The 14,121-nt window shown below is 67.4% G+C and carries 12 protein-coding genes; 6 read left to right on the top strand and 6 right to left on the bottom strand.

The window, feature by feature from the left end:
- Positions 1-127 precede the first annotated feature (127 nt).
- A complete protein-coding gene (locus tag ACIUM1_RS09190) occupies positions 128-1,126 on the bottom strand; it encodes a magnesium transporter CorA family protein (protein ID WP_406816871.1) in 999 nt (332 codons plus the stop codon).
- Between the two features lie 145 nt (positions 1,127-1,271).
- Here ACIUM1_RS09190 and ACIUM1_RS09195 point away from each other — a divergent pair, with 145 nt between their 5' ends.
- From ACIUM1_RS09195 to ACIUM1_RS09210, 4 genes are all read left to right on the top strand, one after another.
- The gene (locus tag ACIUM1_RS09195; protein ID WP_406816872.1) at positions 1,272-1,979 is read left to right on the top strand and encodes a DUF5994 family protein; all 708 of its coding nucleotides are present in this window, start codon (positions 1,272-1,274) and stop codon (positions 1,977-1,979) included.
- Positions 1,980-2,564: 585 nt separating this feature from the next.
- Entirely contained in the window at positions 2,565-3,782 is a 1,218-nt protein-coding gene (locus ACIUM1_RS09200) for a PPE family protein (protein ID WP_406816873.1), read from the top strand.
- Positions 3,783-3,802: 20 nt separating this feature from the next.
- Positions 3,803-5,008, top strand: a complete 1,206-nt coding sequence (locus ACIUM1_RS09205) for a PPE family protein (RefSeq protein ID WP_406816874.1) — start codon at positions 3,803-3,805, stop codon at positions 5,006-5,008.
- Between the two features lie 15 nt (positions 5,009-5,023).
- Positions 5,024-5,359, top strand: coding sequence for a DUF732 domain-containing protein (locus tag ACIUM1_RS09210; RefSeq protein ID WP_406816875.1), 336 nt, complete (start codon positions 5,024-5,026; stop codon positions 5,357-5,359).
- Between the two features lie 29 nt (positions 5,360-5,388).
- Here the strand turns inward: ACIUM1_RS09210 and ACIUM1_RS09215 are convergent, their stop codons facing one another.
- Both ACIUM1_RS09215 and ACIUM1_RS09220 read right to left on the bottom strand, forming a co-directional pair.
- Positions 5,389-6,195, bottom strand: coding sequence for an MBL fold metallo-hydrolase (locus ACIUM1_RS09215; protein ID WP_406816876.1), 807 nt, complete (start codon positions 6,193-6,195; stop codon positions 5,389-5,391).
- A gap of 36 nt (positions 6,196-6,231) precedes the next feature.
- Entirely contained in the window at positions 6,232-7,797 is a 1,566-nt protein-coding gene (locus ACIUM1_RS09220) for an HNH endonuclease signature motif containing protein (protein WP_406817607.1), read from the bottom strand.
- A gap of 297 nt (positions 7,798-8,094) precedes the next feature.
- Between ACIUM1_RS09220 and ACIUM1_RS09225 the strand changes: the two genes are divergently transcribed.
- Complete coding sequence (locus ACIUM1_RS09225; RefSeq protein WP_406816877.1) at positions 8,095-9,312, top strand: IS110 family transposase; 1,218 nt, start codon at positions 8,095-8,097, stop codon at positions 9,310-9,312.
- Positions 9,313-9,415: 103 nt separating this feature from the next.
- On the opposite strand, the gene ACIUM1_RS09230 is transcribed toward ACIUM1_RS09225, so the two are convergent.
- The 3 genes from ACIUM1_RS09230 to ACIUM1_RS09240 all read right to left on the bottom strand — a co-directional run bounded on the left by ACIUM1_RS09230 (position 9,416) and on the right by ACIUM1_RS09240 (position 13,511).
- The gene (locus tag ACIUM1_RS09230) at positions 9,416-10,276 is read right to left on the bottom strand and encodes a pseudouridine synthase (protein WP_406816878.1); all 861 of its coding nucleotides are present in this window, start codon (positions 10,274-10,276) and stop codon (positions 9,416-9,418) included.
- Complete coding sequence (locus ACIUM1_RS09235; protein ID WP_406816879.1) at positions 10,273-12,015, bottom strand: glycerol-3-phosphate dehydrogenase/oxidase; 1,743 nt, start codon at positions 12,013-12,015, stop codon at positions 10,273-10,275. The genes ACIUM1_RS09230 and ACIUM1_RS09235 overlap by 4 nt, the downstream gene beginning before the upstream one ends.
- Before the next feature lie 80 nt (positions 12,016-12,095).
- A complete protein-coding gene (locus ACIUM1_RS09240) occupies positions 12,096-13,511 on the bottom strand; it encodes an NAD(P)H-quinone dehydrogenase (protein ID WP_406816880.1) in 1,416 nt (471 codons plus the stop codon).
- 82 nt (positions 13,512-13,593) lie between these two features.
- On the opposite strand from ACIUM1_RS09240, the gene ACIUM1_RS09245 reads away from it, so the two are divergent.
- Complete coding sequence (locus tag ACIUM1_RS09245; RefSeq protein WP_406816881.1) at positions 13,594-14,073, top strand: gamma-glutamylcyclotransferase; 480 nt, start codon at positions 13,594-13,596, stop codon at positions 14,071-14,073.
- Positions 14,074-14,121: the final 48 nt, after the last annotated feature.

Here is a 14,121-nt window from a genome sequence, read left to right on the forward strand (position 1 = left end):
GATCGCCGGTAACGCGCATCCGACGGCCGAGCAAAATCACGTGTGGCACAGAACGCATTATCGGTGATCCGGCGCCGAGTGACACCACGACATGCACGCATTCGAACCGGCCCCGCCTTCATGCGGCTCACAGCCAATCGCGACGCTTGAACATCACGTACAGCACCACCATCATGACCAGGATCACGCCGGTACTGGCCAGGAATCCGGCGTGGGTACCGAAGCCTGGGTAGGGCACGTTCTGTCCGTAGAAGCCCGTGATCGCCGTCGGCACGGCGATCACGGCGGCCCATCCCGTCAGCTTCTTCATCACGGTGTTCAGCCGGGCGTCCTGCAGCGACAGATTGGTCTCGAAAATGGTTGTGATCATGTCGCGTAACGATTCCGTCCATTCGGAAACCCGTAGCACGTGGTCGTACAGGTCGGCGTACAGCGGGTCCAGCCGCCGATCTGAGCCATCCGAAACACGATGATGCGCAATGCCGTTGACGACCTCGCGCATGGGTAGGGCGATCCGGCGCAGGTTGACCAGATCCCTGCGCAAGCGGAAGGTGCGGCGCTGAAAGACGCCCTTGCGGGGCGTGCCGTCGAACAGCTCGTCCTCGATGGCTTCGATGCAGTCGTCGAGGGCCTCGACGGCGGTGAAATGGCTGTCGACCACCACGTCGAGCAGGCCGTGCACCAGTGCGCCGACCCCATAGCGCTGGCCGCCGATCTCCTGCCAGCGGCGGGCCACCTGCGCCATGTCGAAGTCGGGCGTCAGACGCACGGTGATCAGCCCCTGCGGCAGCACGAATCCCGAAATGCGTTGCATCGACAGCATCCGCTGGGAGGCATCGGCGGCATCCGTCGCGACGTCGACGGCATAGACGGTGAAGAAAGTGTGGCTTTCGTAGGCGGTGACCTTGACCCGCTCGGCGGCCGCCACGGCGTCTTCGACCGCCCAACGGTTCAGGCCCAGCTCGTCGGCCAGCCCGCACAGCGTGTCGTGGTCGGGTTGGCACAGGTCGGCCCACACCAGGGTGCCGGGCTCGGCGAGGTAGTCCGAGATCTTGTCGAACTCGAAGTCGTCCTGCGCCTTCCCGCCGCGCCACACCTGGCCCTGCACATTCGAAGCGATCTGCACCACGACATCCTCTCAACCGTTGTTCACGATCGGTAAACCCGCCAGCCACTCGCTGGCGCAGCGGTCGCCGACTGCCCGTGATGGTCTTGACGTTACGTCGGGGTGGTCAGGCCAATCCGGAAGAATCGGCGAGCAGGTGGGTGACATGGAGCAATCAAACCGGTTGCAGCTCAAGCAATATCGGACTGTGTCCGAGCACATCGATGGCGCTTGGTGGCCGCGGTCGACGAACCTGGCCGACGAGCTGCCGGGCCTGGTGGCGTCGTTGTCCGACCGGCTTGGGCAGATCGTCATGGTGGGCTACCGGCGCAACGCCTGGCATGACACGCCGACGCTGATTGAAATCGACGGACACACAATCGAGTTACTGGGCTTTATCAACGACGAGGAGTCCAGCGTCATCGTGATGGGCGAGAACGGCCGCCACATCACCCTGCATGTCATCCGGCCGGACACCGACGAGGACGTTGCCCGTCGGGCACTCGACGCGGTGCGGGCGCGCGCCGACGCGGTGGTCTCGCCCGCCGTCCGGGTCACGGTCGGCCGATCGGTGGCGGATGTGGCCGACAAGCTGGCCCGGCACGAGGGGCTCGATGACGAGCGGCGCACAGCGCAGATCAGGCGCTGGTGCGAGGAGACGGCGCAGCGATTCATCGACGCGCCGGTGCAGACCTTCGTCCCCATCCTCGTCGAACACATCGTCCGCAACCGCATGATGGAGTCGCGCCCGCAGCGTTATCCCGCCGACGGCGGCCTGTGCATCACGGTGGCCGGCAACTCCGCGCCGTCGCGGGCGGCATGGTCGCCGGGCGAGATAGCTGAGCGGGTTGACGGGAAAATCTGTCCGCGATGACATGGCATGCCGAATCAACGTCGTACAGGACCGGTTGGTGAGGCGCGCGAGCGGCGCTGCGACACGGCCACCGAACCATACCCAAGCCCGTAGGCCGCACAAACAAGGTAGGCCAGCCGGGCGGACCCCACGTCTGATGGAGAAATCAGCTAATGAGGCAGTAGCACGGCCGCTGGCTCCAAAATGGCGGCGGAGTGAATCCGCTGCAAACTCCACGCAGCTAGCTGGCTCCCGGCGGTCGGGCTGCTTGACTCCCCTTGCATCGAAATGCCACGATTGGCCGACCGTATTTTCTTAGGTGAGGCTATGGCAACTGGCGCGGATCGTGTCCCACGAAAGCGGCCAGGTCAGAAGAGCGCTCTTCGGCTTAACGGGTGCGCCCGAGAGGCTTCTGACTGGTCGCGGGCTGGGGTTGCGATTCGGGCTCTCGATTCAAGAGGAGAACCCCGATGACCTTGTGCGTCGCAGCAGTCCGAGGCCGCCGCGGTGGATGAGGTATCTGTCGCAAACTTAGAAACTCGTATTAACTTGCTTGCCGCCGAGGCAGCAAACGTAACTACGGCCCGTTAGGCGCGAGGGGGGACCATGCTGGACTTTGCGGCGTTACCGCCGGAAGTCAACTCGGCGAGGATCTATTCCGGCCCGGGATCGGGTCCGATGCTGGCCGCCGCTGCTTCGTGGAATACGCTGGCCACCGAAATGCGCTCCGCAGCAACCGATTACGATTCGGTGTTGACGCAGCTGAGCAGCGGAGGCTGGTATGGCCCGTCGTCGGCGTCGATGCTGGCCGCGGCCAAACCCTATGTGACATGGCTGGACACCACGGCCACGCAGGCCGAGCAGACCGCTATGCAGGCCCACGCGGCGGCGACGGCGTTTGAGGCCGCGTTTGCGGCCATGGTGCCGCCGCCGGTGATTGCGGCTAATCGTGCGCAGTTGGCGTTGTTGGTGGCGACGAATGTGTTTGGGCAGAACACTCCGGCGATCGCGGCGACCGAGGCGCAGTATGCCGAGATGTGGGCCCAGGATGCGGCGGCGATGAATGGTTATGCGGTGGGGTCGAGTACGGCGGCGCAGTTGACGCCGTTTGCCTCGCCGCAGTCGACGACCACACCGGATGGGGTGGTGCAGCAGACGAACGCGGTCAGCGTGGCGTCGAACACCGCGGCGGGCAATGTGCAGTCGCTGGTGTCGGGGGGCTCGGGGTCGACGACGGACGTGACCAGTAACGCCACCGGTGCGGGGTCGTTGTATGAGTATTGGACCCAGTTTTTGGACGGGAACAACAACACCGCGCTGGGCAATTTTTTGAACAGCAACTTCTTCAGCAACTCGATCGTCAACGGGTCGATCGCGGGTGGTCCGTTCAATCCGCAGACCATTATCGGGACGATGCAAGGGGTGTTGGCCGCCCAGCATGCCACCACGTTGGGGGGGTTGGGCGACTTCGCGGCCGACGCCGATGGGCTGGCCGGTGCCGAGGCGGCCAGCGCGGATCTGGCTTCCCGCACCGCGCTGGGCTCGGGTGTGGGTGGTGTGTCGGCGGGGGTGGGCAATGCGCAGTTGGTGGGGTCGGTGTCGGTGCCGCAGGGTTGGGCGGCGGCGGCCAACATCGCCCCGGGGCACACCGCGGTGCCGGCCACCGGGGTGAGCGGGTTGACCGATCCCGGGACCGGCTCGGGGGCGGGGGGCCCGGGTGGGGTGGCCGGGCCGCTGGGTGGCAGTGGTCGGCGGTTGCGCCGCGCCATCCCCAAGTATGGGTTTCGGCCCGTGGTCATGCCCCGTCCGCCGGCTGCGGGCTAACAACGCTGGGAGTAGATGTCATGTCGATAGTTGAGGTGGGGTTGGCCCCCGAGATCACCTCGGCCCGGATGTATGCCGGTCCTGGGTCGGGGTCGTTGCTGGCTGCGGGCGCGGCGTGGAACGCGGTGTCAGCGGAGTTACGCTCGGCGGCCACCCACTACGGTGCGGTGGTGAGCGCGCTGGGCAGCCAAAGCTGGTCGGGGCCCTCGGCGCAGAAAATGCTGGCCGCGGTGCAACCGTATCTGCAGTGGCTCGAGGCCACCGCCGCCCAGGCTGAATTGGCGGGGGTGCAGGCCAACGCGGCCGCGGCGGCGTTTGAGGCGGCTTTTGCGGCCACGGTGCCCCCGGCGGTGGTGGCGGCCAACCGCGCCCAGCTCGCACAGCTGGTGGCCAGCAACCTGTTGGGGCAAAACAGTGCCGCGATCGCGGCCACCGAGGCCCACTACGCGCAGATGTGGGCACAAAACACCCACGCGATGACCAGCTACAGCGCCACCTCGAACGCCGCGATCCAGCAACTGAGCCCGTTTACCCCACCCCAAGCCGACACCACCAGCGATGGGACCGCCCAGCAAGCCACCGCGGTCGCCCAGTCCCTGGATACCGCCGGGACCAATGCGCTCAGTGCCGACCCCAACAGCATCTTTGCCCCCGGCTCGGGGGATTCGACCACCGGACTGGCCGGCTGGTTGAACACGTTGAGCAACTCCCACGAAAACCTGCTGGGCGCCTTCCTCAACAACAACACCGTCTCGGGGCTGTCCAACGGATTCACCACCAACGGCATCTTGAACCCGACCACCTTCGTCGATTCCCAAGTCGCGATGAACTCCATCAACTCCCTCAACGCCGTGGACTCCTCGACCTCCGGACTGGGGGTGTTGGCCGCCGGGCTGGGCGGCACGGCCAACCTGGCCTCGGTGAGCACCCCAGCCGCCGCGGCGGCCGGAATGGGCCAGGCCAGCCTGGTCGGGGCGCTGTCAGTGCCACCGGCCTGGGGAGCCACCGGAGCCGCCATCACCCCGCTGGCCACCACCACCCAGGTCGGCCTGAGCGCCTACCACGGCTTTGGCTCGGCCACCCCGATGGTGATGGAAGAAGCCGGCACCCTGGGCATGCCCGGTGTGCCGCTGGCCGGCATCCCCGGCGGCCACGAAGAGGAGTTCTCCGAACCGATGTATGGCTTTCGCCCACGCATCATGGGCCGCCCACCGGCGGCCGGATAGGACAGCGCACACCCCATGAGGTTTCTACCGGTTCTGGCCAGCGCCGTTGCCCTCCTCGCCACGGCGCTACCCGCGCACGCCGACTCCGATGACGACGCGTTTCTGGCCGCCCTCACCAAGGCCGGCATCACCTACCAAAACCCCGACCGCGCCATCAAAGCCGGCCAAAAGGTCTGCGACCTGGCCAACTCAGGCACCACAGAACTCGACATCATCAAAGATGTCCACGAACTCAACCCCGCATTCACCATAGCGAAAGCCGCCCGATTCGTCCAAGCCGCCGCCAGCATCTACTGCCCCGACCGCCTATCCACCGATGACGGCGGAACAAACCCCCAAAGCAGTCACTGAACGGCCATTTATGTGACGCCCGGCGTCCGTCAAACGGTCACCGAGGCGCCACGGTTCACCGTGATGACCCGGTCTCCCAAGCCCCGGCGCTGCATTTCCCGGGTGAAGTCCGCCAGCGGCGACGCGAAGACCGCGTAGTCATCGAAGTGCACCGGGATGGCCTTCGGGAGGGCCAGCATCGCGACCAGTTCGGCGCCCTGGCGGCCATCCATCGTCACGGTCAGCCCGAACGGAAGCCGCCCGCCGGCCGGCAGTCGGGTGCCGCCGAGGTGCAGCATGCCCGCGTCGATCGGGTCGAACCGCGCGGGAATCTCCTTGAGCTCCTCGATGAGTAGGGTGTCACCGGAGATGTAGAGCCGGCGCGGGGGCGAGCCATCGTCGGCGGCGACCTCCAGCATGGTGCCCATCACCGGCGGGAGTAGCCGCTGGCTCCACCCCGGCGCGTGGCGCCCGGGCAGTGACGTGAGGGTGAGCGTGGTGCCACCCCGGCGCAACGTGTGCTGCTGCCACGTCCGCAGGCCACGCGCCTGCGCGAAGCCACGCCTGTGCAGCCGTTTGGCGGCGTGCGGGGTGGTCACGACCGGCAGTTCGTGGTCGAGGCCCTTCTGCGACACCCTGTCCCAGTGATCGCCGTGCATGTGTGACAGCACGATGGCGTCGACCGGCGGAAGTTCACTGGGGCTGATCGCCGGCTCTTTGAGCCGCTTGGACACCAATCCATAGCCGAGGTAGGCGCGTTGCCCCCGGTGCAGGAAATTGGGGTCGGTCAGCAACGTCAGTCCGCCCGCGGAGATGAGGGTGGTGGCGTTGCCGACGAATGTGACGGTGATGTCCATAGCCGCGGGCTACCCGGTCCAGCGGCGTCCATGCCGCTAGAAGGGTGGCGGATCGTCGGCGCCGGGTGGGGCGGGTCCGGTGAGGTTGTTGGCCGGGCCGGGGTTTCCGGCCGTCCCCGAGCTTTCGGCCGCCCCCGGGCTCCCGGCCCGCCGGCCGATGCGGGTGTCCCGGTTGCGCCGGCGTTCGGCCGCGATCCGCTCGGCGCGGCTCTGGGCGCGGGTGCGGCGCCGGGTGGGCATCATCGCCGTGCGCTCACCGCAGTAGTCGGGCACCGCATCGACCTCGGCGGCCGGGATCGCGCCGCCGCCCTGGCACACACTGGGGAACAGCAGTGCACTGCCCGGCGTGGTGACATAGGTGCGTCCTGCCGGTGACGTCAGGATCAGCGTCCCGTCCGGCAGCTGCTTCTCCTGCCAGCCCCAGAAAGTTTTCACCAAATGGTGTGTGCGGCAATAACATTTGAGATTGGACGGGTGCGTCGGGCCGCCGTCGGCGTACGGGATCGTATGGTCGACGTCGCAGTCGACGGCGGGCCGGTCGCAGCCGGGCCACCGGCACGTCAAGTCGCGGCAGCGGACGAAATCGGCCAGCGCCTTGGACGGCGCGTAACCCGGTTCGGGTGGCGCATCACCCGGGTGAATCAGCGGCGCCAGCGTGGCCGACGCGGCCAGCTCGGCGATCAACTCAGGCGGGATCAAGCCCTCGGCGCCCAGCTCGTAGCCCGGCGCCGAGCCGGTGCCGTCCAGACTGCCGCGCTCGGCGATCACGTGGATCACCACCGGCCCCGCGGCCCGTTTACCGGCCGCGCAATCGCGGCGTCCGCAGCGACATCCCAACCGGTCCGCCCCACTCGCCAACGCTCCCAACGCGTCGGCGCGGCGCTGCTCCCGGGTGCGTGGATCATGCTCACACACCGTGGCCGCCAAGGCATTCAGCCGCTTATCCAACGCATGTGCGTCCGGGCTCAACAGGCTGCCTTCAATATGCGAGATGCCATCGCCCGCATCGGCGATCCAGATCTCGCGGTCGGTCACCCGCTCCTTGCGGCGTCGCACCGCGTCCGCGTCGGCCAGCGCGACGATCTTGTCCACCTGGGCGGCCAGCCGTCCCGGCGTCATCGACGGCCAGCGCGCCACATTGGCCGCCAACCGGGCATCGACCGCCGCCAGCACCTGCGGGTCGGTGATCAGGTCCGTGCGGTACACCACCGTGGCGAACAGGCGAAAGTCGATGTCCCCGGCCGCGAACACCGCGCCGACCTTCGGCAACCGCTCCCGCATCGCCCGGGCGTAGCGGACCTTGCTGCCGGCCAGGCCCTGACTGATCCTCAGCTCGGCGGCGATCTCGGCACTGACCGCCGCCTCGGTGTCGACGGCCCAGCTTTCAGTCTCCGCGCAGCGTGACAACCGATAGCCGAATAACTCGCCGATGGCCGCGAGCTGCGCGGCCGCCGCCCGGTTCTCCGCCCGCGCGCCCGCTCCGATCCGTTCCAGCAGTTCCGCCGACACCGGCGTTCGCGACGGATAATGCCGCTCGAACAACTCGTCGAAGTACGCGATCACCTCCGGCGGTGACCGATAACCCGACTCTTTTTCGAACATGAGTTCGAGTATGCCAAAAGCCCCTGACATTGATTCTGTTAAGCCGGTTCGGGTGAGGATGGTCTTGCCCGCTCGCTGCTGGTGATGACCCTCGCACCGACTGATGCCCTGCTGGGTTGTCTTCCAATTGATTTGTCTCACCAGCGCCGTGCGGGCAAGCACCACCACGAGAGCCCCAGTGCGGCGGGCATGACCTAATCAGGAGCCTGGCAGTTCCCTCGTCAATGTCTTGTCTGCCCGCCCCACCGGGGTGTCACCCACCGCACGGTTCATTGCACAGAGAGGACACCAACCATCGTGACATCCCCACGCCGGGTCGTCATCGGCGTCGATACTCATCTCGACACCATTCACCTCGCGGCCATCACCGACACCGGTCAACTGCTTGGCGATGCCGAGTTTCGCACCAACCCGACCGGTTACTACGTCGCCCGGCGCTGGGCGCAAAGCTTTGGAGAGGTGTTCATCGCCGGCGTCGAGGGCACGAGCAGCTATGGGGCTGGGTTCACCCAAGCATTGCAGGTCAACGGGATTCACGTTGTCGAGGTCAACCGACCCGACCGCTCTACCCGGCGTCGCCAGGGTAAATCCGACCCACTGGACGCCTACAGCGCCGCTCGCGCCGTGCTGGCCGGCCACGGCCTGGCCGTGCCCAAAGACCCCAACACCGGCGCACTCAAAGCCCTGCTGATCGCCCGCCGCGGCGCAGTTAAGGCCCGCACCGCGGCCATTCAGCAGATCAAAGACCTCCTCGTCACCGCGCCAGCAGAGCTGCGGGAGCGCTACCGCCGCTACGCCACCACCCTGCGCCTAGTCGAGGCCTTGGCCCGGTCCCAGCCGTGCACCCACGACGACCCCACCGCCGGGGCGGTGCTGACCGCCTGCAAAGCCCTGGCCCAGCGCATCGAGTTCCTCGACCACCAAATCGGTGAGCTGACCACCCAACTCGACACCTTGACCCGCGCATTGAACCCTGCGCTGCGAGCCGCCTTTGGCGTCGGCCCCGACACCGCCACACAGCTGCTCATCACGGCCGGAACCAACACCGACCGCCTGCGCTCAGAAGCCGCCTTCGCCCGCCTGGCCGGTGTCGCACCGATCCCGGCTTCCTCAGGAAAAATCACCCGCCATCGGCTCTCGCGCGGTGGGGACCGCGCCGCCAACAACGCCCTGCACCGCATCGCACTGGTCCGCTGGTCTCACGACGAACGCACCCGCAACTACGCCGCCCGCCAACTCGCCGCCGGACGATCCAAAAAAGACGTCCTGCGACTACTCAAACGCGCCATCGCCCGCGAGATGTTCAAACACCTCACCGCACCCTGCCCCATCGATGACTACAGCGATCTCAGACCAGCACGGCAAGCCCGCAACATCACCCTGACCAGCGCCGCACACCACCTCGGCGTCTGGCCCACCGTCATCTCACGACTCGAACGAGGAGTCCAACGCCACGACACCCTCGCCGCCAACTACCGCCACTGGCTCAACACCCACCACATCGACGCCGCTTGACGTCGTAACACAGATAGGAGCATCAAGTCGTCAGCGCAGCGTCTGGTCGCCCATGGTGCCCGTACGGCGACCGCGGCCTCACCCGGGCACAGTTCCCGAACGGCTATGGCTCGATTCGGCGGCTGACGAACTCGCGCCGCACGCCGGTCAGCGGATCGGTGAACTCGATGCGCTGCGCCAGCAGTCGCAGCGGCGTGCTGAAGTCGTCGGCCGCAATGTCAACGATGTTGGGATACAGCGGATCACCTTCGATCGGTATCCCCAGCGAGGCCATATGCAGGCGCAATTGGTGGGTGCGTCCGGTGCGTGGCGTGAGCCGGTACAGCCCGTCCGGTGAGATCAACTCCACGAGCGTCTCGGAATTTGGCGGGCCGGGTTCGCACACGGCCTGTAAGTGGCCGCGGCGCTTGACGATTCGATCCTTCACCACGCGCGGCAAGACGAGTTCAGGGTCGACGGCGGCCCTGGCCAGATACGTCTTACTCACCGATCCGCGGGCGAACAGCGTCTGGTAGGCGCCCCGCACCGCGCGCCGCGCGGTGAACAGCAGCACCCCGGCGGTCAGCCGGTCGAGCCGGTGCGCCGGGCTCAGCTCGGGCAATCCCAGTTCCCGGCGCAGCCGCACCAGCGCGGTCTGCGCGACGTGGCGTCCGCGCGGCATGGTGGCCAGGAAGTGCGGTTTGTCGACGACGACGATATCGGCGTCGCGATGCAGCACCGGGAGGTCGAACGGGACGGGCACCTCGTCAGGCAGCTCGCGATAGAGATAGACGCTCGCGCCGGCGGGAAGCACTGTGGCGCTGTCGATTACCGTGCCGTCGGCGCCGACGACCTCACCGGCCAGCACCTTGGCGCGGGCCGGCGCGCCGAACCGGGCGGTGAGTTCGGTTAGCACCGGGCCGCCGCGCAGCCGCACCCGCGCAGGCCCCAAGCCATCGCGAACCGGAAGCGGCGCGGGCCTCAACTGAGCGGGACCGGCTCGAGAATCTCGGCGCGCGCCTCGGGCGCGCTGGCACGCAGCTCGTCGGCGGACACGTCGTCCGGCTGGGCCTGGGACAAGATCTCGGCCTCCACCCGGGCGGTGTAGTTCGCGACCTCGCGCTCGATGTCCTCGGCCGACCAGCCCAGCACCGGCGCGACCACGTCGGCGACCTCGCGCGCGCAGTCGACGCCGCGGTGCGGGTATTCGATCGAGATGCGCATTCGGCGGGCCAGAATGTCCTCCAAATGCAAAGCCCCCTCAGCGGTTACCGCATACAGCGCCTCCACCCGCAGATAGCCCGGCGCCTCCTGGATCGGGTCGAGCAGATCTGGGCTTTGTCCCGCCAGCGCCAGCACGTCACCGATCAGCGAGCCGTAGCGGTCCAGCAGATGACGCACCCGGTAGGGATGCAGGCCCTGCAGCTCGGCGACGTGTTCGGCCTGATTGACCAGTGCGAAGTAACCGTCGGCGCCCAGCAGGCTGACCTTCTCGGTAATCGACGGCGCCACCCGGGCCGGAATGAATTGGGCCGCAGCATCAATCGCGTCGGCGCCCATCACCCGATAGGTGGTGTACTTGCCACCGGCGATGGACACCAGGCCCGGCGCGGGCACCGCCACGGCGTGCTCGCGGGACAACTTGGAGGTTTCCTCACTCTCGCCGGCGAGTAGCGGGCGCAACCCCGCATACACGCCGTCGATATCGGCGTGCGTCAGCGGGATCGCCAGCACCGTGTTGACGGTGTGCAAGATGTAGTCGATGTCGGCCTTGGTGGCCGCGGGGTGTGCCAGGTCGAGATTCCAGTCAGTGTCCGTGGTTCCGATGATCCAGTGGCTGCCCCACGGGATGACGAACATCACCGACTTTTCGGTGCGCAGGATGATGGCGACGTCGCTGACGATGCGGTCACGTGGCACCACCACGTGCACGCCCTTGGACGCCCGGACCTGAAATCGCCCGCGCTGCTTGGATAGTGCCTGGATCTCGTCGGTCCACACGCCGGTCGCGTTGACCACCACGTGTCCGCGGACTTGAGTGATCGAGCCGTCCTCGGAGTCGCGGACGCGCACGCCGGTCACCCGATCGCCTTCGCGCAGCATGGCGACAACCTGGGTGGAGCTGCGCACCACCGCGCCGTAGTGCGCGGCCGTGCGCGCGACGGTCATGGTGTGCCGGGCGTCGTCGACAACCGTGTCGTAGTAACGGATTCCACCGATCAGCGAGCTGCGCTTTAGGCCGGGGCTCAATCGCAATGCGCCGGCACGGGTCAAATGTTTTTGTGCCGGAACGGATTTCGCGCCGCCCAACCGGTCGTAGAGAAAGATTCCGGCGGCGATGTAGGGACGTTCCCAAATGCGATTGGTCAACGGGAACAGGAACGGCATCGGCTTGACCAGGTGCGGCGCCAGCGTGGTCAGCGACAGCTCGCGCTCGTAGAGCGCCTCGCGCACCAGCCCGAACTCCAGCTGTTCGAGGTAGCGCAGGCCGCCGTGGAACATCTTCGACGATCGGCTCGAGGTGCCCGAGGCGAAGTCGCGCGCTTCCACCAGCGCCACCTTGAGCCCGCGGGTCGCGGCGTCCAGGGCGCAGCCCGAGCCCACCACGCCGCCGCCGATCACCACCACGTCGAACTGCTCGGCGCCCAATTGTTCCCAGGCCGCCTCGCGCTGCCGCGGACCCAGCACGGAAACCGGTGAGCTGCGCAGGATGGGATCAGTCACGACCACTTCTCACTGGGCTCCGCACTGGAAAACTCCTCCTGGTTACTCGTCAGTAGGACGTGTTGCACCAAGGCTAACCGTTAGTCCAGATCGTCGTGCGCCATCAGTCGTCGCGCGGCCTCGGTGATCGAGCCGGACAACGACGGGTAAACCGCCAGCGTCTGCGCCAATTCGTTGACGGTGATCCGGTTCGTCACGGCCACGGCGATCGGCAGGATCAGCTCGGAGGCGATCGGGGCCACCACCACGCCGCCGATGACCACGCCGGTGGCCTGCCGGCAGAACAGCTTCACGAAGCCCTGGCGCAGCCCCGACATCTTGGCCCGCGCATTGGTCCGCAGCGGCAGCATGACCGCCCGGGCCGGTATCGAACCGTTGTCGATCATGCTCTGCGGGACCCCGACGGCGGCGATCTCGGGCCTGGTGAACACCGTCGCCGCCACCGTGCGCAGCCGGATCGGGCTGACCCCCTCGCCCAGCGCGTGATACATCGCGATCCGGCCCTGCATGGCGGCGACCGAGGCCAGCGGCAGCAGCCCCGTGCAGTCACCGGCGGCGTAAATGCCGGCCACCGAAGTCCGCGACACCCGGTCCACGGTCAGGTAACCGCCCCGGCCCAGCTCGATGCCGACCCGATCCAAGCCCAGGCCGCTGGTGTTGGGAACGGATCCGATGGTCATCAGCGCGTGGCTGCCCTCGACCGTGCGCCCGTCGGCCAGGGTGACCAGCGCACCGTCTGCCGTGCGGGTGACCGATTGCGCGCGGGCGTTCTTGACCAGCTGGACACCGCGTTCGGAGAACGCCTCCTCCAGCACCAAGGCGGCGTCGACGTCCTCGTAGGGCAGCACCCGGTCGCGGCTGGCGACCACGGTCACCGGCACACCCAATTCGGTGTAGGCGTGCACGAATTCGGCGCCGGTGACACCGGACCCGACCACGATCAGGTGTTCGGGCAGGGCCTTGAGGTCATAGAGCTGGCGCCACGTCAGGATCCGCTCGCCGTCGGGCGGCGCCGACGGCAGCACCCGGGGGCTGGCGCCCGTGGCGATCAGCACGACGTCGGCCTCGTACTCGCTGGTGGTTCCATCGGCGGCGGTTGCTTTGATGCGGTGGCAGGCCAGCCCGGGCGCGGGGTCGATCAGCTCGCCGCGGCCGGCCACCACGTGCACCCCCATGCTGAGCAGCTGATCGGTGATGTCGGCGGACTGCTCGGTGGCCAGTTGCTTGACCCGGGCATGGATCTGCGGCAGCGAGATCTTGGCGTCGTCGATGTCGATCTCGAATCCCAGCCGCGGCGCCCGGCGCAATTCGGTGCGCAGCCAGGTCGACGCGATGAACGTCTTGGACGGCACGCAGTCGTCCAGCACGGCCGCCCCGCCGATGCCCTCGGAGTCGATCACCGTGACGCGGGTCGTGTCGGGGTGCGAGGCCGCGGCCACCAGCGCGGCTTCGTAACCGGCCGGGCCTCCACCGAGGATCACGATGCGGGTCACCACAGTCCCCAACCTAACGAAGCGGCGGGAAGCCTGCGAATGCTCGGGGGAAGACCGACCAGCACCGGACGTCTAAGATTTCCCCGTGCCGCTCTACGCCGCGTACGGATCGAACATGGATCCCGAGCAGATGCAGAAACGCGCGCCCCATTCGCCGGTGGCCGGAACCGGCTGGCTGCACGGTTGGCGACTGACCTTCGGCGGCGAGGACATCGGCTGGGAGGGCGCGCTGGCCAGCGTCGTCGAAGAACCGGATTCGAAGGTGTTCGTCGTCCTCTACGACATGACACCGGCGGACGAGAACAACCTGGACCGTTGGGAGGGCTCGGAGTTCGGCGTGCACAAGAAGATCCGCTGCCGGGTGGAGCGCATCTCGTCGGACACCGACACCGACCCGGTCCTGGCCTGGCTGTATGTTCTGGACGCGTGGGAAGGCGGGATGCCGTCCGCCCGGTATCTGGGCGTCATGGCCGACGCCGCCGAAATCGCTGGGGCGCCAAGCGATTACGTGCATTGGCTGCGGACGCGCCCGGCCCGAAACATCGGCCCGGGCACCAGCGCCTGATCCGGGCGCTCCCGCGGGGAAGGGAAATCGGCTGTCAATCCTGTCCAC

Origin of the sequence: Mycobacterium sp. M23085 (genome assembly GCF_045343915.1) — a bacterium.
GTDB lineage: Bacteria > Actinomycetota > Actinomycetes > Mycobacteriales > Mycobacteriaceae > Mycobacterium.

Coding starts and splice junctions, on each gene's coding strand:
- ACIUM1_RS09195 (WP_406816872.1), top strand. CDS start 1,272: ATGGAGCAATCAAACCGGTTGCAGCTCAAGCAATATCGGACTGTGTCC.
- ACIUM1_RS09220 (WP_406817607.1), bottom strand. CDS start 7,797: ATGTTCGAAAAAGAGTCGGGTTATCGGTCACCGCCGGAGGTGATCGCG.
- ACIUM1_RS09200 (WP_406816873.1), top strand. CDS start 2,565: ATGCTGGACTTTGCGGCGTTACCGCCGGAAGTCAACTCGGCGAGGATC.
- ACIUM1_RS09210 (WP_406816875.1), top strand. CDS start 5,024: ATGAGGTTTCTACCGGTTCTGGCCAGCGCCGTTGCCCTCCTCGCCACG.
- ACIUM1_RS09215 (WP_406816876.1), bottom strand. CDS start 6,195: ATGGACATCACCGTCACATTCGTCGGCAACGCCACCACCCTCATCTCC.
- ACIUM1_RS09205 (WP_406816874.1), top strand. CDS start 3,803: ATGTCGATAGTTGAGGTGGGGTTGGCCCCCGAGATCACCTCGGCCCGG.